Source organism: Neobacillus sp. DHD-1R, from assembly GCF_057747995.1.
In genome coordinates this window covers 5,036,843-5,057,618 of the sequence record NZ_CM173232.1, presented here as the reverse complement: position 1 = coordinate 5,057,618, position 20,776 = coordinate 5,036,843, and the positions used below count along the sequence as shown (strand labels likewise).

The 20,776-nt window shown below is 43.6% G+C and carries 11 protein-coding genes, 3 rRNA genes and 2 riboswitches; of the genes, 13 read left to right on the top strand and 1 reads right to left on the bottom strand.

Going from position 1 to position 20,776, the window contains the following annotated elements; genetic code table 11:
- Positions 1–174: 174 nt before the first annotated feature.
- The 13 genes from AC3ANL_RS24855 (at position 175) to rrf (ending at position 20,064) form a co-directional block, all read left to right on the top strand.
- Positions 175–1,116 carry an AAA family ATPase gene (locus tag AC3ANL_RS24855; protein ID WP_488329831.1) on the top strand — a complete coding sequence of 314 codons (942 nt, stop codon included), beginning with the start codon at positions 175–177 and terminating at the stop codon, positions 1,114–1,116.
- Positions 1,116–2,336: a DUF58 domain-containing protein gene (locus AC3ANL_RS24850; RefSeq protein ID WP_488326975.1), complete on the top strand. Its 1,221-nt coding sequence runs from the start codon at positions 1,116–1,118 to the stop codon at positions 2,334–2,336. The genes AC3ANL_RS24855 and AC3ANL_RS24850 overlap by 1 nt, the downstream gene beginning before the upstream one ends.
- Positions 2,336–4,543, top strand: a complete 2,208-nt coding sequence (locus AC3ANL_RS24845; RefSeq protein ID WP_488326974.1) for a transglutaminase TgpA family protein — start codon at positions 2,336–2,338, stop codon at positions 4,541–4,543. The genes AC3ANL_RS24850 and AC3ANL_RS24845 overlap by 1 nt, the downstream gene beginning before the upstream one ends.
- Positions 4,544–4,618: 75 nt before the next feature.
- Positions 4,619–4,720: riboswitch (purine riboswitch) on the top strand.
- A gap of 146 nt (positions 4,721–4,866) precedes the next feature.
- Entirely contained in the window at positions 4,867–6,387 is a 1,521-nt protein-coding gene (guaA, locus tag AC3ANL_RS24840; protein WP_488329830.1) for a glutamine-hydrolyzing GMP synthase, read from the top strand.
- A gap of 150 nt (positions 6,388–6,537) precedes the next feature.
- Positions 6,538–6,639: riboswitch (purine riboswitch) on the top strand.
- 103 nt (positions 6,640–6,742) lie between these two features.
- Positions 6,743–8,071 carry an NCS2 family permease gene (locus AC3ANL_RS24835; protein WP_488326973.1) on the top strand — a complete coding sequence of 443 codons (1,329 nt, stop codon included), beginning with the start codon at positions 6,743–6,745 and terminating at the stop codon, positions 8,069–8,071.
- Between the two features lie 183 nt (positions 8,072–8,254).
- A complete protein-coding gene (locus AC3ANL_RS24830; protein ID WP_488329829.1) occupies positions 8,255–9,193 on the top strand; it encodes an ABC transporter ATP-binding protein in 939 nt (312 codons plus the stop codon).
- Between the two features lie 12 nt (positions 9,194–9,205).
- Positions 9,206–10,393, top strand: coding sequence for an ABC transporter permease (locus AC3ANL_RS24825; RefSeq protein ID WP_488326972.1), 1,188 nt, complete (start codon positions 9,206–9,208; stop codon positions 10,391–10,393).
- Entirely contained in the window at positions 10,386–11,513 is a 1,128-nt protein-coding gene (locus tag AC3ANL_RS24820; protein WP_488326971.1) for an ABC transporter permease, read from the top strand. Before AC3ANL_RS24825 ends, AC3ANL_RS24820 begins: the two co-directional genes overlap by 8 nt.
- A gap of 110 nt (positions 11,514–11,623) precedes the next feature.
- Positions 11,624–12,466: a glucose PTS transporter transcription antiterminator GlcT gene (glcT, locus tag AC3ANL_RS24815; protein WP_488326970.1), complete on the top strand. Its 843-nt coding sequence runs from the start codon at positions 11,624–11,626 to the stop codon at positions 12,464–12,466.
- Positions 12,467–12,653: 187 nt separating this feature from the next.
- Positions 12,654–14,705: a glucose-specific PTS transporter subunit IIBC gene (gene ptsG, locus AC3ANL_RS24810; protein WP_488326969.1), complete on the top strand. Its 2,052-nt coding sequence runs from the start codon at positions 12,654–12,656 to the stop codon at positions 14,703–14,705.
- A 363-nt stretch (positions 14,706–15,068) separates the two neighbouring features.
- Positions 15,069–16,618, top strand: a 16S ribosomal RNA gene (locus AC3ANL_RS24805).
- 190 nt (positions 16,619–16,808) lie between these two features.
- Positions 16,809–19,744, top strand: a 23S ribosomal RNA gene (locus AC3ANL_RS24800).
- Between the two features lie 203 nt (positions 19,745–19,947).
- Positions 19,948–20,064 (top strand): 5S ribosomal RNA (rrf, locus tag AC3ANL_RS24795).
- The 16S, 23S and 5S rRNA genes sit together here, the layout of an rRNA operon.
- Before the next feature lie 79 nt (positions 20,065–20,143).
- Here rrf and AC3ANL_RS24790 read toward each other — a convergent pair.
- Positions 20,144–20,416 carry a YqhV family protein gene (locus tag AC3ANL_RS24790; protein ID WP_488326968.1) on the bottom strand — a complete coding sequence of 91 codons (273 nt, stop codon included), beginning with the start codon at positions 20,414–20,416 and terminating at the stop codon, positions 20,144–20,146.
- Positions 20,417–20,776: the final 360 nt, after the last annotated feature.

Here is a 20,776-nt window from a genome sequence, read left to right as displayed (position 1 = left end):
AGCCTCCATATGAGGCTTTTTTTTATTGAAACCTGTCTACTATTTACGCACGTTTTGAAGATTGTGTGACTTATTAACAGGATTTTTCCAGTTAAAAGAGAATACATAGATAGAATGTCATAAATCGGTTTCATACCAACCGTCCAAGGAGGAATCACCTTGTCCCACGAACACATGAATCCCACGATTGAAAAGATAATAGCTAACATTGAAAAAGTAATGATAGGAAAACGGAATGTGGCTGAATTGAGTCTTGTTGCCCTGCTTGCTGGGGGACATGTGCTATTGGAGGACGTACCTGGTGTCGGGAAAACAATGATGGTCCGTGCCCTAGCAAAGTCCGTGAATGCAAACTTTCGGAGAATCCAGTTTACCCCGGATCTATTGCCATCCGATGTAACGGGTGTCTCCATCTATAATCCAAAAGAAATGGAATTTCAATTTCGGCCAGGACCACTGATGGGCAACATCATTCTCGCCGATGAAATCAACCGGACCTCCCCGAAGACTCAGTCTGCGCTGCTAGAGGGAATGGAAGAGGCGAGTGTCACAATTGATGGTGTGACCCATAAACTCCAAAAACCATTCTTTGTTATGGCTACACAGAACCCGATTGAGTATGAAGGGACGTACCCGCTTCCGGAAGCCCAGCTGGATCGATTTTTGTTAAAAATGAAAATGGGGTATCCGGATGTACTGGAGGAAATGGAAGTACTCAGCCGGGCCCAAAAGGTGCAGCCGATTGAAGAGCTTACTCCAGTCGTGGATCTCGAAGGACTTCTGGACCTGCAAACCGAAATGAAAGATGTTTATGTGGACGATACAATTAAACGTTATATTGTTGATATCGTTAACCGTACCAGAGGACATGGCAGTGTCTATCTTGGGGCAAGCCCGCGGGGTTCGATTGCTCTTATGAAAGCCGCCCAAGCCTATGCGTTTATGTATGGCCGCGATTATGTGCTCCCAGATGATATTCAATATTTAGCTTCATACGTGTTATCGCATCGGATTATTTTGAAATCCGAGGCCAAATTTGAAGGGATTTCCGCTGAGGAAATTATTCATCAAGTGGTTGCAAGAGTCCCTGTACCGGTTAAAAGGCTTGTGAGGTAATGATGAAAAAATTATTGATTCCATTCCGAAAAGCATGGAAGTTTATCACCTTACTCGGTTTGATTCTATTAACGTTTTCGTATGCCATGTTCCAAGGGGGATTTGTCAGCTGGTTTTTATTCTATAGCTTTCTGCCCTTTGCCATTTACTGCATAGCGCTCTCTTTCTATTCGTTAAATGAGCTCGAAGTAACAAGGGAACTGCTGAAGTCAGATTATAATGCCGGGGAGCCCTTGCAAGTAACGGTACATATAAAAAGGTCAAAAGCGTTCCCGTTATTTTATTTACTTGTGGAAGATGATTTAGCAGAACCATTGAAATTTGTCCCGCAGCTAAAAAAAGCAAGGGCACTGATCCTGCCTGGACTGAAAAAACAATTTTCCTATGACTATATCATTGATGAACTGCCGCGGGGCGAACATTTTTTTGAGTCCGTTACATTACGAATTGGTGACCCGCTTGGTTTAGTTGAAAAAGAAAAGATCTTTGAAGTTAAAGGGAAGATTATGGTTTACCCAGCTTATTCAGAGCTTGTATACCAACCATTTGAAAATCAATATGACCAAGGACTTACGGCTTCAAGGGAACGTGTCCAGCGTGATACTTCAATGGCCGTTGGGGTAAGGGATTATCAGCCGGGAGATCGTTTTTCTTGGATCAACTGGAAGGCCTCTGCGAAGCGGAACGAAATTATGACGAAGGAATTTGAGCAGCGCCAATCCCATGATGTGTTTGTTGTCATGGACTGTGTGCCGGATGGGCGGTTTGAATCCGTCGTTTCCTTTACCGCCTCGTTAGTAAGGGCCATTTTAAAAAAAGGAGCTCAAACCGGTTTATTAACCATAAGTAAAGAAAGAGTATCGTTCCCGATTAGCGGCGGGGAACAGCAGCTAAGACAGCTTTTTTATCATCTAGCTAAAATTGAGGCGAAAAGTTTAAAACCCTTTGAAAAGGTCCTAGAGACAGAGGGACTTTTTATTCAACAAACTGTTTCATTTTTACTTGTTACTGCCCAATTATCGAAACCCGTGGTTGAAAAAGCAAGCTTTTTGGGGCAAAGAAAAGGAACGATCACCCTGTTTGTCATTAAGGGTCAAAAGGAAGCGCCAACAGAAAATGAACGCTCGCTAATAGCGATTGCCAATGCCCGGGGAGTACGGATCGTCATGGTTCATGAGGGCGATCATAAAGCTGCCTTTTCGGAGGTGAGTTTACGGTAATGGAACGAAATATTCCGTCGCTGCTTTTATATACGCTCAGCTTAGTTCTTTTGTGGGAATGGCTAAGACCGGTGGAACAGTTAACCGATACGAGTAATCTCGGAACGTTTAGTGTCTTTCTGTTTATGGCCGTTGCTGTTTCCTTTTTACGTGTAAAAGGGCTTTGGTCATTTATCATTAAACTGCTTTTTATCTTATTTTTCATCCATCGTTTTTATTATGAGGAAGGGCTCTTTCACCTTACCTGGTTGAAAGCATTCATCACAGATATCGGCGATAATTTGGGGCTGCTTTTGGGCAGGCAGTGGAATGATTTTTCCAATGAATTCCGGACGCTGTTATTTTTCATCCTGCTTTGGTTAATGGTGTATTTAATCGAGTATTGGCTCTTAAAACGGCAGCGGATTTTTACCTTTTTCTTTATGACAATCATTTATATTACGGTACTAGATACCTTTACACCCTATAGTGCAACAGCAGCAATTGTACGAACTGTTGCAGCGGGCTTTGCTGTTATGGGAATGCTGACATTTTACCGAATCATCCAGAAGGAACAGGTTGAATATGATGTTTCTTTCCTTCGAAAATGGATGATGCCGCTGGCGGGAATGATTGTCCTTAGTGTATTAGTGGGATTTGCTGCTCCTAAGGCAGCCCCTATTTGGCCGGATCCGATCCCCTATTTAACGGCCAATAACGACAATGCTGGTTCCAAAGAGACGGGAGCTGGTCCACACCGTATTGGTTATGGGACAAATGATGAAGCATTAGGCGGTCCGTTTCTTGGCGATGACCGACCCGTCTTTGCCTACGAAGGAAATGGGAAGAATTATTGGAAGATGGAAACCAAGGATATGTATACCGGTAAGGGCTGGTTAGCTTCAGGGGGTGGAACCGTTGAATTTAAGCAGGACGATCTTGTTCCAATCACTACTTTTCCAGACGCAGTCGCGGTCATAAAGGAATCTGCCCGTGTCATCATTCATGGGAGTTATAACTACAACTATCTCATGTATCCTGCCGGTATCAATAAGGTCTTGGAAATTCAGCCTGCTGACCAGGCGGGTAACCGTTTCATGGTTGACACCAATATCGAGAGAATTAGTTTTTACAATAGCAGCCAAGATCCAGTCGTGCCCAAATTTTTTTCAGTTGACTTTGAAATTCCTAAATACAATGCAACGGATTTAGTAAAAACAACTGAATTCCCGGCAGACATGAACCCCGTATTTAATGAAAGATATACAAGCCTGCCGGAGAATTTGCCGCCCCGAGTTAAAAAACTGGCAGAAGAAATAACAGCCGGGAAAAGCAATTGGTTTGATAAGGCCAAGGCCATTGAAGCGTATTTTGGAAACGCCGATTATAGGTATGATCAAAAAAATGTCGCGGTGCCTGGAGCGAATGACGATTATGTCGACCAATTTTTATTTGAAACCAAACGGGGCTATTGTGATAATTTTTCAACCTCGATGGCTGTTTTACTAAGGACGATTGGCATTCCTACTCGTTGGGTAAAAGGATATACGGGCGGCAATTTTCAATCATATAGTTCTGAGGATGCTTCGAAGCAGTTTTACGAAGTAACCAACAATAATGCTCACTCCTGGGTAGAAGTCTTTTTGCCTAATCAAGGCTGGGTACCGTTTGAACCGACGAAAGGTTTTTCTAATGAGATCCAGATTAATTACGATGTAAAAGGGAATTCATCATCCACTAATCAGCAAACCACTCCACCGCCTGTGGAAAAACCGCAGCAGAAAAAGAAGGAGGATGTCAGTCCATCGACTGATGCTAAAAATTCCTTTGATTTGAACAACATCTGGAATCGTGTGAAAAGCCATTGGAAGCAGTCGGTTCTCCTTATTGTCCTTTTGGCGGGGATTGCAGCCATTCTTTACCGGTATCGTGGAAAATGGATACCTTATGGGGTCTTGCTGCTATACAGATTCAAGAAAAAGGATGAAAATATTGGCACTGCATATTTAATTTTATTAAAGCAGTTAGAACGGTACGGATTAAAACGAAAAGATCATCAGACTCTTCGTAACTATGCGGGTTATATTGATACGTTCTTTTCCACCCGGGAGATGACACGGTTAACCGTTTTATATGAACAATATTTGTACCATCAAAGCCTTCCAACCGGAATATGGGAAGAGTCACATGAATTGTGGGAAAATTTAATCAAAAAGACAATCGCTTGACCGGAAAAACAACCTATTGATACAATATGAACAAATTAATGTTTAGTGCAAACAACCTGCGGGTGCTTGTGCTTTTCTCAATAGGTACGTTTCCTTCATATATCCTCGAAAATAAGGTTCGAGAGTCTCTACCGGGTCACCTTAAATGGCCTGACTATGAAGGCAGAATTTTTTCTATAAGATATATTTGCGAGATAACTAGAATTCTGCCTTCCTGATATTTTAAAGGGAGAATTCTAGTTTTTTTTATTTTTTTTACTTTTGGTAAATGCTAGTAATAACTTTAGAAAATTGAGGTGGCTGCTTTGACAGAAAATCAAGATATGGTGATTGTTTTAGATTTTGGAAGCCAATATAATCAACTGATTACCAGACGGATTCGTGAGTTCGGCGTTTACAGTGAACTGCATCCGCATACCATAACCGCAGAAGAAATTCGCAAATTGAATCCAAAGGGAATTATTTTTTCTGGGGGTCCAAACAGTGTTTATGATGAAAACTCCTTCCGTTGTGATGAGGCCATTTTCGATATGGGTCTGCCGATTTTAGGGATTTGTTACGGAATGCAGCTGATGACTGTTCATTTTAATGGGAAGGTTGAAAAGGCAAAAGAGCGTGAGTATGGAAAGGCAACCATGACCATTGAACATCCATCCGCTTTATTTACCGGGCTGCCTAATGAGCAAACCGTTTGGATGAGTCATGGCGACCTAGTGGTTGAGGCGCCAGCAGGGTTTACCGTCGATGGTACGAATCCGCATTGTCCAATTGCAGCAATGAGCAACGAAGAAAGCAAGCTTTACGCAGTGCAGTTCCACCCAGAGGTACGTCATTCTGTTTATGGAAATGAGCTCCTGAAGAATTTTGTGTTTAACGTTTGTAACTGCAGTGGCGACTGGTCGATGGGAAACTTTATTGAAGTTGAAATGGCAAAGATTCGTGCGCTGGTCGGTGATAAAAAAGTCCTTTGTGCCCTAAGCGGCGGGGTGGACTCTTCCGTAGTAGCAGTTCTAATCCATAAAGCAATCGGTGACCAGTTAACATGTATTTTTGTTGATCATGGTTTGCTTCGTAAAAATGAGGCGGAAAGCGTAATGAAGACTTTTGCAGAGGGCTTTCATATGAATGTCATCAAGATCGATGCAAAAGACCGCTTCTTATCAAAGTTAGAGGGCGTTTCCGATCCAGAGAAAAAGCGGAAAATTATCGGTAATGAATTTATTTATGTGTTTGATGATGAAGCAACAAAACTTGAAGGCATTGAGTTTTTGGCCCAAGGAACGCTATATACGGACATTATTGAGAGCGGTACAGCGACCGCACAAACGATTAAATCTCACCACAATGTCGGCGGGCTTCCGGAAGACATGCAATTTAAACTGATTGAGCCATTAAACACGTTATTTAAGGATGAAGTTCGGGCACTTGGCACTGAGCTAGGTATCCCTGATGATATTGTTTGGAGGCAGCCATTCCCTGGTCCCGGGCTTGGCATCCGCGTTTTAGGAGCTATTTCTGAAGACAAACTTGAAATTGTCCGTGAATCCGACTGGATTTTACGCGAGGAAATTAAAAAGGCCGGGCTTGACCGTGAAATCTGGCAATACTTTACCGTTCTGCCGGACATTCGCAGTGTCGGTGTGATGGGAGATGCACGGACCTATGATTATACGATTGGGATCCGCGCGGTTACTTCCATTGATGGTATGACTTCTGACTGGGCACGAATTCCATGGGATGTCCTCGAGGTCATCTCGACGCGAATTGTTAACGAAGTGGCCCATGTAAATCGGGTTGTCTATGATATTACCAGCAAGCCGCCAGCTACGATTGAGTGGGAGTAGGAATAGCAGAATTGTCTGAGGGCGATAGAGCTAAATAGTTATTCGAGTTCAAACTTATCAAAGTACGAACGATGTTGTAATTTTTTATAACATCGTTCGTATTTTTTATTTACAAGCTCAACATTTCCTGTTATTATAAAAAAGGACTTAAAAGTGAATAAAAAATTGCATCGTATAATGTTGGGAATATGGCCCAAAAGTTTCTACCGAGCTACCGTAAATGGCTTGACTACGAGGCAGTGTTTTTACAAGAGGCAGCTCTATTCCTCTATTAATACACAGCCTACGTCACGCTCCGGTAGAAGAATACTGGAGCTTTTTTTGCGTAACACAAGAAAAAAATGGGGGCAGACACATGAAGAAATATTTTGAATTTGAAAAATACGGAACGAATTATCGCCGTGAAATTATAGGCGGGGTTACGACTTTCTTGGCCATGGCCTATATTCTAGTCGTCAATCCGTTAACCTTATCACTTACTTCAGTGAAGGACTTTCCAGATGCTTTAAGAATGGATTATGGTGCTGTTTTTGTGGCAACTGCTCTTGCATCGGCCTTAGGTTCGATTATCATGGGGCTGATTGGGAAGTATCCACTTGCATTAGCACCGGGCATGGGTTTAAACGCCTTCTTTGCTTATTCCGTTGTTTTAGGTAGTGGTATTCCTTGGCAGCATGCGCTAGGTGCTGTGCTTATATCCGCAATTGTTTTCTTTTTATTAACATTGACAGGTCTTCGTGAAAAACTCATCAATGCGATTCCTATTGATTTAAAGCATGCCATTGGTGCAGGAATTGGTTTATTTGTTACTTTTGTTGGTTTACAAAGTTCACAACTCATTGTCAACAATGATGCAACACTTGTTGGATTAGGGGATTTAACAGCTCCTGGCCCATTACTAACCATTTTTGGGATTGTAATATCTGTCATCATGATGACAAGAGGAATTAAAGGTGCTGTTTTTTATGGCATGATCATTACGGCCATTGTTGGAATGATTTTTGGAGAAATTAAAGTACCACATCAAATCGTTGGCCAAGTTCCAAGTTTATCACCTACATTTGGGGCAGCATTTTCATCTTTTGGGGATAGTTCGTTTTACACGACTGCTATGCTTGGTGTTATCTTAACGTTCTTGTTTGTTGATTTCTTTGACAATGCTGGTACACTTGTCGCAGTTGCAAATCAAGCTGGTCTTATGAGGGACAATAAACTTCCTCGTGCAGGCAGAGCATTAATTTCCGATTCAATTGCTTCTGGTGTTGGTGCGATTCTTGGTACATCGACAACTACTTCGTTCGTTGAATCAAGCGCTGGGGTTGCTTCGGGGGCAAGAACTGGTTTTGCTTCTCTAGTAACAGCTGTTTTATTCTTATTATCACTCTTTTTCTTCCCGTTATTATCGGTGATTACATCTGCTGTTACGGCACCTGCTTTGATTATCGTAGGGGTATTGATGGTTTCTTCATTAGGGAAAATTAATTGGAAACAGTTTGAAATAGCTGTTCCGGCCTTTTTAACAATGATTACTATGCCATTAACATACAGTATTGCAACCGGTATTGCCGTAGGGTTTATCTTTTATCCAATTACGATGGCGGTTAAAGGCCGCACAAAAGAAATTCACCCAGTCATGTACTTCTTCTTTATCATCTTTGTTCTATACTTTATTTTCTTAAAATAATTCCTGAGGGGACTGCGAAACTGGCAGTTCCCTTTTTTATGTTTTTATGAGTGTTTAAATGATTACTACTATGGAATTATTTAAATGGTAAAAATTAGTATAATCATCTTACAATTTCAATAGTATCCTTGTATGATATAGGTGCGAGGAAATGATTGGAAAAGGGAGTGGTTACCAATGAACATGCTAACCGTTCAGAATTTGCGAAAGTCCTTTGGGGATTTTGAGGCTGTGAAGGGTGTTTCTTTTACAGTAGAGAAAGGAGAGTCATACGGGTTGCTGGGGCCAAACGGTGCAGGTAAGTCAACAACCATTAATATGGTTACAGGCTTGTTTCCAGCGACTTCTGGTGAAATACATATTAAAGAGATTGATGTGAACAAGAATCCAAAGCAGGCACAGAAATGGATTGGGGTTGTACCGCAGGAGATTGCTCTTTATCAGACGATGTCAGCACGGGAAAATTTGAAATTTTGGGGTAGAATGTACGATTTATCAGGGAAGGCACTCGAGAAAAGTGTGGATCAGGTGCTCGAAATTATTGGGTTGACCGAGCGGGCAAAGGATAAAATCGAGACCTTCTCTGGCGGGATGAAGCGGCGTGTAAATATTGGGGCCGCGATTTTGCATCAACCGGAATTATTAATTATGGATGAACCAACAGTCGGTATTGACCCACAATCCAGAAATCATATTTTAGAGACAGTCAAACGATTAAATAACGAAGGGATGACAATTATCTACACCAGTCATTATATGGAGGAAGTGGAATACCTCTGTGAACGGATTGGGATTGTCGACCATGGCCAATTAATTGCGTCCGGTACATTACGGGAGCTTAGAGAAACGATTGGTGATCATTCGCGAATCATCCTAACCATTGATAAAGACACCGCCCATATGGAAAAAATATCCGAAACATTAGCCGCGCATTTTGCAGAGGAGGATATCCAAATTCAAGATCATCAAGTCATGGTTTTTCATAAAGAGCCACAACTAGTATTAAGTGATTTTATTCAGTCAGTGACAAAGGTCGGCACAAAGATTACATCGGTGGATATTGTCGAACCAAACCTCGAAAGTGTCTTTTTACATCTGACCGGACGAAGCTTAAGGGATTAGGGGGCGAAGATAATGAAATTTTGGTTCCTAGCGCGGAAGGATTTACTTCTTGTTGCACGTGATAAAAAAGCCTTTCTAACCTTGATTTTGATGCCGCTTCTGTTAATTGCCATTTTAGGATCAGCCTTTGGGAATATGATGAAAGAAGACGAAGAAATTTCAATAAAAAAGTTTACCCTTGGTGTCGTTAATTTGGATCAAGGTCAGCTAAGTAAAGTATTAACAGACGAAGTCCTCTCTAAAAACCTATCCACCCAGTTCAAAGTGAAATATTACCAAGAAGACGAATTATATAAACAGATAGAAAACCATAAACTGTCTGTTGGCATTATCATCCAAAATGACTTCACCCAATCATTAATAAGCGGTGCGGGAACAAAAGTGAAGCTGCTAACGGTGCCTGACACCGTTATTAAGGCAACCATTGTGCAAACTGTGATTGAACAGTTTTCTCAGTCGATTCCGATTGAGGCGGCGGCTTCGCAGTTGGCTCAGCCTGTCCAAGCGGGAGGTCAAAGCACGGTTGTTCAAGATGGGTATGGAAGCAAACCGCTTCTTAAAGAAACCACTGTCGATGCTGAAACAAAGATGGTTAGTTCCTTTCAATACTATGCCGCAGCAATGGGTGTCATGTTTTTACTTATGACAGTCGTTCAAGGTGTCTCCACTATGATCCTCGAGAAAGAACAAGAAGTGTTTAAACGATTGCTCCTGACGAATTTAACTTATTCGAATTATCTTCTCGGAAAATTGCTGGGATTAATTGTAATTTGTTTAATTCAAGCTGGGATTATCATTGCTGGCACCAATCTTCTCTTCGGGGTTGACTGGGGTGCTTCGATTCCAGGGATTATTTTTCTGACATTTGCCTTTGTCGTAAATGCCAGTGGCCTTGGTGTATTAGCGGGTTCCTTTATCAAAACTGAAAAAGCTTTTAATGTGGCGGGGATGTTTGGTACACAAATAATGGCGGCAGTCGGAGGCAGTATGGCGCCCTTGTATATTTTTCCTGATTGGGTCATTTTCGCCACGAAATTATTGCCAAATGGATTGGCCCTGCAAACCTATTTGGAGTTGATGTCCGGAGCAGGACTACTGGAAATTATGCCTGCCATCGCCGGATCCATAGGGTTAGGCATATTCTTTTTTGCTATCGGCTTATTTCGCCTTACCATGGAGAGGAGGGGGCAATATGCGTAAAATCTTGACCATCCTTTTGCTTCGCTTGAAGGAGTTTTTTAAATCACCTGGTGCATGGGTGCTTATGTTTGTGATGCCGGCTTTATTTAGTTGGATCTTCGGCGGTATTGCCGTGAATTCCGAACAAACCAAACCTTTAGTTAATGTTGTTCTTAGTGATTCTAAGGAAAGCATAGAGATTTTAAAACTGTTAAAGAAGGATGACCATTTTGACTGGAAAAAGGCCACCCAAACAATTGCTAAACAAAATGTCGCTGCCCAGGATGCAGTAGCCGCTGTTGTGATACCTAATAATATTCAGCAAAGAATTCAAGAGCAGAAGCCTTTGTTTGATGTAATCGTCCAAAGAAAAACAGAAGATTATTTAGTTCTTTCTGCCCAATTAGAGGGAACGGCCGGACTTGTGCTGCATGCCCATCAATCCACTGCTAAGCTTGAAGGAGACGCGCTGCCGAAGGTGCTGGAGTCCATTGTCATGAACAAAGGGGTGACAGTTGAAAAGCAAACCATTCAAAAGGAAAAAAACAACCAAGTAGAAATCAATTTAATGTTTGTCGGTTTTGCCATTATGTTTATGATGTTTGGTCTGTCTGGCACAGCTTCTGCCATCCTTGATGAACGAATCGGGGGGACATGGGGTAGGCTGATCATTTCTCCAGCCAGTAAACTGCAGATCATTTTAGGCTATTTGTTGTCGTATTTTTTTATGGGGTGGATTCAACTGGCAGTTCTGATGACGACGATGAAGATCCTCTTTGCTACAGACTGGGGGAATCTCTTCTATATCATACCATTTGCATCGCTAGTGATCTTATGTGTGGTCGGCTTTGGTCTCATGATTGCCGGGCTCGTTAAAACGAAACAGCAGGCCACCGCAATTAGTGCTGTTTTAATCGTAAGCACCTGTATGCTTGGGGGTGTCTATTGGCCAATCGATGTGGTCCCTGATCTCATGCAGAAAATTGCTTTGGCAGTCCCGCAAACATGGGCAATGTCTGGCTTTAAAGAAATTATTAGCGGCAGCCTGCATAGTGGAACAATCATGCAGGATTCTGCAGTGTTGTTAGGATTTACGATCCTGTTCTTTTTTGTGGGATTAAAAGGGATGAAATTCGAATAATTTTCTAAGGGTTTTCACATAGAATTGTCGAACATTGTCGTTGACTTCCTGTTTCACCTCTTATAACATGAAAATATTAGGTGTTGTAGGAAGAAACGGGGGTGGAGGGTTTGGCAAACTTAAAAATAGATAAAGTATTAAATAACAATGTCTTAATCGCTGAACACCCTTCCTATAAAGAAGTAGTCTTAATTGGTAAAGGTATTGGCTTCAATCGGAAACGAGGGGACATTATCGATACCGATGCGGTTGAAAAGCTTTTTGTTTTAAATGATGAGAAAGAACAAGAGAACTACATCAAGCTGCTGCCATTTATTGATAATGATTTTTTAGAAGTTATTATTTCAGCTATTGATTTAATAAAACAACGTATTCCTTCTGGATTAAATGAACATATTCATGTTGCGTTGACCGACCACTTAATGTTTGCCCTTACCAGAGTGTCGCAAGGCATGGAAATAAGGAATCCATTTTTAGTAGAAACAAAGACGCTGTATCGCCATGAGTATGAAGTAGCGACAGAAGTTATTCAGTACATTGCGAAAATGACCGGGATCAGTCTTCCAGTTGGGGAGATTGGCTTTATTGCCTTGCACATTCATAGTGCCATTACGAATAAAGATTTATCTGACGTAAATCAACATTCACAGCTTGTCAGCCATTTAGTTAAAATGGTTGAAGAGCAGTTTGAAATCGAAATTGATAAAGAAAGTATCGATTATATGAGGCTTGTGCGCCATCTTCGCTTTGCAATCGAACGTGTGTTGAAAGGTGAAATGGTAGCGGAACCAAAAAAAATTGCTTCCCTCTTGAAAGATGAATATCCAGTATGCTATAATCTCTCATGGAAGCTCATTAAAGTGATGCAGCAAACATTGAAAAAGAAGGTTTTTGATGCAGAAGCCGTTTATTTAACGATGCATCTACAAAGACTTCAAAACAAATTTAAATAGTTACTATTTTTTTATGTGTTACTGATTCGATCAGGCATGAGTAAAAAAGGATTAATTGAAAGGAAGTTATTAGGGTATTCTATACCCATAGCTTCATTCGATTGAACTTTTACTCATGCTTTTTTGTTGTTTTTTTATCAATATGTAAACGCTTTATGAGCTAAAACGAAATTAGGAGGAAATGATAATGTTTAAAAAAGCATTTGGCGTCTTGCAAAAAGTCGGTAAAGCACTTATGCTTCCGGTTGCCCTCTTACCAGCCGCTGGTATTTTACTTGCAATAGGTGCTGCCTTAGTAAATCCAGCATTATTAAACATAGCCCCTTGGTTAGATAATAGTGGGGTTGCTATGGTTGCAAATGTAATGCAAAATGCTGGTAATATTGTTTTTGGTAACTTGCCGCTGTTATTTGCGGTCGGTGTTGCTGTAGGGTTAGCTGGGGGAGAAGGTACAGCTGGTTTAGCCGCAATCATTGGCTACTTAATTATGAATGTAACAATGGGTACAGTGTTAGGTATTGATGCGAAGGAGATTAATGGGACAAGTTATGTAAGTGTCCTAGGTGTACCAACACTTCAAACAGGAGTATTCGGCGGAATTATCGTTGGGATTATTGCTGCTTCTCTATATAACAAATTTTACGAGATTGAATTACCATCTTATTTAGGGTTCTTTGCAGGTAAACGTTTTGTGCCAATTATCACTGCTGGTACAGCAATTATTCTTGGTCTAGTCATGCTTATTATCTGGCCGCCAATCCAGTCTGGATTGAACGCATTCTCGAACAACATGGTAAATGCTAATTTAACTCTATCTGCATTTATTTTCGGGGTTATAGAACGTGCATTAATTCCATTTGGACTACATCATATTTTCTATTCTCCATTCTGGTATGAGTTCGGAACCTATACGACAAAAGCTGGCCAGGTTGTTCACGGTGACCAACGTATCTTTATGGCTCAAATCTCAGACCACGTGAAAAATCTTACTGCTGGTACATTTATGACCGGTAAATTCCCATTCATGATGTTTGGTCTACCTGCTGCGGCATTAGCAATTTATCATGAAGCAAAACCTGAAAAGAAAGTGTTTGTCGGTGGTTTAATGGCATCTGCAGGTCTAACCGCATTCTTAACAGGTATTACTGAACCAATTGAGTTCTCATTCCTATTCGTTGCACCAATATTATTTGGTATCCATGCTGTTTTTGCAGGTTTATCATTTATGGTGATGCACTTATTAGATGTAAAAATCGGGATGACTTTCTCAGGCGGTTTAATTGACTATATCTTATTCGGGCTAATCAACCCGCAAACACATGCTTGGATCGTAATACCGGTAGGTCTTGTATTTGCCGTTATTTATTACTTCGGATTCCGGTTTGCGATTCGTAAATTTAATCTAAAAACACCTGGTCGTGAATTAGAGGAAGAGGAAGGTCCAGCTGTAACTGGAAAAGCAAGTTCCGGGGATTTAGCCGGAAATATATTAGATGCAATGGGTGGTAAAGAAAATATCGCCAATTTAGATGCTTGTATTACTCGTCTTCGTGTTTCTGTAAATGACATTAAAAATGTGGACAAAAATGAATTGAAACGACTTGGTGCTGCAGGTGTGCTTGAAGTAGGTAACAATATTCAAGCTATTTTTGGACCACGTTCCGAAACCATTAAAGGACAAATGAAAGATATCATGTCTGGAAAACGTCCTCGAGCGGTTAGTGAATCTGAAACCATACAGACTGAGACAACGAATCCGGAAGCATTACAAGCAGCTCGTATAAATGAAGTTTTTGCAGCACCTCTTAAAGGGGAACTAAAACCAATTACGGATGTACCTGATCAGGTTTTTGCAGGAAAAATGATGGGTGACGGATTTGCTATTGTCCCAGCAGAAGGATTAGTGGTTTCACCGGTTAACGGAAAAATTGTTAACCTGTTCCCTACAAAACATGCGATTGGGATCTTATCGGATACAGGACGAGAAATACTCATCCATGTTGGTATCGATACAGTTAACCTAAAAGGGGAAGGTTTTGAAACATTAGTTTCAGAAGATGAAATTATTGAACAAGGTCAGCCATTATTGAAATTCGACATAAACTATATTAAAGAACATGCAACATCCACGATTACTCCAATTGTTTTCACAAACTTAGCTGAAGGGGAAAAGATCGTGATTGAAAAGCAAGGTCAAGTTAATATGAAACAAGAAGGTATCATTAAAATTACAAAATAAAAAGGAGTCGGCCATGGGGCCGGCTTCTTTGTTTATATACGTAGAAAGCATCTTCAGATAGATGATTTACCGGCAGCAAGAGAAAAAATTAAACAAAAATAGAATTAAGTATTGACCTACTATCATGGAGGTGGTAATATATTAAAGCAGTCGTTAATGACGAGTTAACAACACGTTTGAGTTGAAAAAAATAAACAAAACCATTGACTTGTGAAAAACGATATGATATATTAATAGAGTTGCTTCTGACGAAGTAACGTAATTGTTCTTTGAAAACTAAACAAACAAAAACGTCAACAAACAATAAATTATTAGTTTCTTTTTGAAACTAAGCCAACGTAACATTTATGAGCTATATCAACTTTCTTGGAGAGTTTGATCCTGGCTCAGGACGAACGCTGGCGGCGTGCCTAATACATGCAAGTCGAGCGGATCAATAGAAGCTTGCTTCTGTTGATTAGCGGCGGACGGGTGAGTAACACGTGGGCAACCTGCCTGTAAGACTGGGATAACACCGGGAAACCGGTGCTAATACCGGATAATCTTTTTCCTCACATGAGGAAAAACTGAAAGTCGGTTTCGGCTGACACTTACAGATGGGCCCGCGGCGCATTAGCTAGTTGGTGAGGTAACGGCTCACCAAGGCGACGATGCGTAGCCGACCTGAGAGGGTGATCGGCCACACTGGGACTGAGACACGGCCCAGACTCCTACGGGAGGCAGCAGTAGGGAATCTTCCACAATGGACGAAAGTCTGATGGAGCAACGCCGCGTGAGCGATGAAGGCCTTCGGGTCGTAAAGCTCTGTTGTTAGGGAAGAACAAGTATCGGAGTAACTGCCGGTACCTTGACGGTACCTAACCAGAAAGCCACGGCTAACTACGTGCCAGCAGCCGCGGTAATACGTAGGTGGCAAGCGTTGTCCGGAATTATTGGGCGTAAAGCGCGCGCAGGCGGTCCTTTAAGTCTGATGTGAAAGCCCACGGCTCAACCGTGGAGGGTCATTGGAAACTGGGGGACTTGAGTGCAGAAGAGGAAAGCGGAATTCCACGTGTAGCGGTGAAATGCGTAGAGATGTGGAGGAACACCAGTGGCGAAGGCGGCTTTCTGGTCTGTAACTGACGCTGAGGCGCGAAAGCGTGGGGAGCAAACAGGATTAGATACCCTGGTAGTCCACGCCGTAAACGATGAGTGCTAAGTGTTAGGGGGTTTCCGCCCCTTAGTGCTGCAGCTAACGCATTAAGCACTCCGCCTGGGGAGTACGGCCGCAAGGCTGAAACTCAAAGGAATTGACGGGGGCCCGCACAAGCGGTGGAGCATGTGGTTTAATTCGAAGCAACGCGAAGAACCTTACCAGGTCTTGACATCCTCTGACACTCCTAGAGATAGGACGTTCCCCTTCGGGGGACAGAGTGACAGGTGGTGCATGGTTGTCGTCAGCTCGTGTCGTGAGATGTTGGGTTAAGTCCCGCAACGAGCGCAACCCTTGTTCTTAGTTGCCAGCATTCAGTTGGGCACTCTAAGGAGACTGCCGGTGACAAACCGGAGGAAGGTGGGGATGACGTCAAATCATCATGCCCCTTATGACCTGGGCTACACACGTGCTACAATGGATGGTACAAAGGGCAGCAAAGCCGCGAGGCCTAGCCAATCCCATAAAACCATTCTCAGTTCGGATTGTAGGCTGCAACTCGCCTACATGAAGCCGGAATCGCTAGTAATCGCGGATCAGCATGCCGCGGTGAATACGTTCCCGGGCCTTGTACACACCGCCCGTCACACCACGAGAGTTTGTAACACCCGAAGTCGGTGGGGTAACCGTAAGGAGCCAGCCGCCTAAGGTGGGACAGATGATTGGGGTGAAGTCGTAACAAGGTAGCCGTATCGGAAGGTGCGGCTGGATCACCTCCTTTCTAAGGATAATGCAGTCCTTACGGACTGATAAGAAGTTGACCGCTTTTTGTTTGTTTAGTTTTGAGAGTACAATCTCTCAAAAACATTCGTTCTTTGAAAACTAGATAATCGTAAGAAGAAGCAAGTGAAACATCGAGTAATCGCCATTTTAGTTTTCTCTCTTATTTAATAAGAGAAACAAACCTTTTAGGTTAAGTTAGAAAGGGCGCACGGTGAATGCCTTGGCACTAGGAGCCGATGAAGGACGGGACTAACACCGATATGCTTCGGGGAGCTGTAAGTAAGCTTTGATCCGGAGATTTCCGAATGGGGAAACCCACTGCTCGTAATGGAGTAGTATCTTTACCTGAATACATAGGGTATGGATGGCATACCCGGGGAACTGAAACATCTAAGTACCCGGAGGAAGAGAAAGCAAACGCGATTCCCTGAGTAGCGGCGAGCGAAACGGGACATAGCCCAAACCAAGAGGCTTGCCTCTTGGGGTTGTAGGACACTCAACATGGAGTTACAAAGGAACGGGGTAGATGAAGCGATCTGGAAAGGTCCGTCATAGAAGGTAAAAACCCTGTAGTTGAAACTTCGTTCCCTCCTGAGTGGATCCTGAGTACGGCCGGACACGAGAAATCCGGTCGGAAGCAGGGAGGACCATCTCCCAAGGCTAAATACTCCCTAGTGACCGATAGTGAACCAGTACCGTGAGGGAAAGGTGAAAAGCACCCCGGAAGGGGAGTGAAATAGTTCCTGAAACCGTGTGCCTACAAGTAGTCAGAGCCCGTTCATGGGTGATGGCGTGCCTTTTGTAGAATGAACCGGCGAGTTACGATCCCATGCAAGGTTAAGTTGAAGAGACGGAGCCGCAGCGAAAGCGAGTCTGAATAGGGCGAATGAGTATGTGGTCGTAGACCCGAAACCAGGTGATCTACCCATGTCCAGGGTGAAGTCCAGGTAACACTGGATGGAGGCCCGAACCCACGCACGTTGAAAAGTGCGGGGATGAGGTGTGGGTAGCGGAGAAATTCCAATCGAACTTGGAGATAGCTGGTTCTCTCCGAAATAGCTTTAGGGCTAGCCTCACGTAGTAAGAGTCTTGGAGGTAGAGCACTGTTTGGACTAGGGGCCCTCATCGGGTTACCGAATTCAGACAAACTCCGAATGCCAAAGACTTATCCGTGGGAGTCAGACTGCGAGTGATAAGATCCGTAGTCAAAAGGGAAACAGCCCAGACCACCAGCTAAGGTCCCAAAGTATACGTTAAGTGGAAAAGGATGTGGAGTTGCTTAGACAACCAGGATGTTGGCTTAGAAGCAGCCACCATTTAAAGAGTGCGTAATAGCTCACTGGTCGAGTGACTCTGCGCCGAAAATGTACCGGGGCTAAACGTATCACCGAAGCTGTGGATTGACATCAACGATGTCAGTGGTAGGAGAGCGTTCTAAGGGCGTTGAAGCTAGACCGTAAGGACTGGTGGAGCGCTTAGAAGTGAGAATGCCGGTATGAGTAGCGAAAGATGAGTGAGAATCTCATCCACCGAATGCCTAAGGTTTCCTGAGGAAGGCTCGTCCGCTCAGGGTTAGTCGGGACCTAAGCCGAGGCCGAAAGGCGTAGGCGATGGACAACAGGTTGATATTCCTGTACCACCTCTTTATCGTTTGAGTGATGGGGGGACGCAGGAGGATAGGGTAAGCGCGCTGTTGGATATGCGCGTCTAAGCAGTTAGGCTGGTAAGTAGGAAAATCCGCTTACCGTGAAGGCTGAGCTGTGACAGCGAGGGAAATTTAGTACCGAAGTTCCTGATTCCACACTGCCAAGAAAAGCCTCTAGCGAGATAAAAGGTGCCCGTACCGCAAACCGACACAGGTAGGCGAGGAGAGAATCCTAAGGTGAGCGAGAGAACTCTCGTTAAGGAACTCGGCAAAATGACCCCGTAACTTCGGGAGAAGGGGTGCTCTTTGGGGTGAATAGCCTCGAAGAGCCGCAGTGAATAGGCCCAGGCGACTGTTTAGCAAAAACACAGGTCTCTGCGAAGCCGCAAGGCGAAGTATAGGGGCTGACGCCTGCCCGGTGCTGGAAGGTTAAGAGGAGGGGTTAGCGCAAGCGAAGCTCTGAATCGAAGCCCCAGTAAACGGCGGCCGTAACTATAACGGTCCTAAGGTAGCGAAATTCCTTGTCGGGTAAGTTCCGACCCGCACGAAAGGCGTAACGATCTGGGCACTGTCTCAACGAGAGACTCGGTGAAATTATAGTACCTGTGAAGATGCAGGTTACCCGCGACAGGACGGAAAGACCCCGTGGAGCTTTACTGTAGCCTGATATTGAATTTTGGTACAGCTTGTACAGGATAGGTAGGAGCCTGAGAAGCCGGAGCGCTAGCTTCGGTGGAGGCGTCGGTGGGATACTACCCTGGCTGTATTGAAATTCTAACCCGCACCCCTGATCGGGGTGGGAGACAGTGTCAGGTGGGCAGTTTGACTGGGGCGGTCGCCTCCTAAAGAGTAACGGAGGCGCCCAAAGGTTCCCTCAGAATGGTTGGAAATCATTCGTAGAGTGTAAAGGCACAAGGGAGCTTGACTGCGAGACCTACAAGTCGAGCAGGGACGAAAGTCGGGCTTAGTGATCCGGTGGTTCCGCATGGAAGGGCCATCGCTCAACGGATAAAAGCTACCCCGGGGATAACAGGCTTATCTCCCCCAAGAGTCCACATCGACGGGGAGGTTTGGCACCTCGATGTCGGCTCATCGCATCCTGGGGCTGTAGTCGGTCCCAAGGGTTGGGCTGTTCGCCCATTAAAGCGGTACGCGAGCTGGGTTCAGAACGTCGTGAGACAGTTCGGTCCCTATCCGTCGTGGGCGCAGGAAATTTGAGAGGAGCTGTCCTTAGTACGAGAGGACCGGGATGGACGCACCGCTGGTGTACCAGTTGTCTTGCCAAAGGCATCGCTGGGTAGCTATGTGCGGACGGGATAAGTGCTGAAAGCATCTAAGCATGAAGCCCCCCTCAAGATGAGATTTCCCATAGCGTCAAGCTAGTAAGAACCCTGAAAGATGATCAGGTTGATAGGTCAGAGGTGGAAGCGTGGCGACATGTGGAGCTGACTGATACTAATCGTTCGAGGACTTAACCAAATAGAAAAGCGGAGGCGACTGGTCAACTTCGACAGACGTTGGAGAGCCGGCACTGCAAATCCTGGTTTTGGATTTGAAGGGACGGATCGAAACGGCCGAGAAGTTAGGAGCCGCAGCTGGACAATTTTTAAAGCGAACTTGAGTTTTACAACACTTCTTCTGCATTATCTAGTTTTGAGAGAACGATCTCTCTAATTTTATAGTCTGGTAATTAAGGCGAGAAGGTCACACCCGTTCCCATACCGAACACGGAAGTTAAGCTTCTCAGCGCCGATGGTAGTTGGGACACGCGTCCCTGTGAGAGTAGGACGTTGCCAGGCACAACAAAAAGACAACCTGTATTGGGTTGTCTTTTTTTATGAAGAAAATAATTAAGAAGGTTGACATTATTTTTTTAAGTCACCACCGTACCCCTACAAAAATAAAAGCTACACCAAGAAAAATCCATACAATTTTCATAACGGAAATATCCCCAACAATCCCTGCTAGCCCGATGGTGGTAGTTAAAATTAAGATAATCGGTCCAACGAGAGCGAGTGAGGAATTAATCATCAAAGCCTTTTCAACAGAATTAAACTTTAACATTAAAATGGCTGCGAAGATTTCAATACTCCCAGATATTAATCGTAAAAAAGCCATCCCTAATACTGCCTTTTCTAAGATAATAAACATAACTACCTCCTGAAATAAACCAACACACCACAGTATATGTTGCTTTTTCCAAGAGAAGGACATGTTTTTTTCATCAAATAAGATTTATAAGTTTTGGCTTTGAGAAATGTCCAGCTCCAGCGCCCTAGCGGCTAGTGTCCTTCGCTCTCCGCCCTACGATAAGTCAACATCGAATCGCCTTCGGCTCTTCGTGTTTCCTTTATCGCGTTTAACGGGCAGTAGATTCTTAACTGCCCGTAAGCACCCGATCGGCTCAACTAACAATCAGCGAGAAGAACGTTCGCTGATTGTTAGTTGAGCCTTATCTCAGTTGGAGCGCTCCACAAGGAAGGCTTCGGCAGCATTGGCATCGCACGAAGG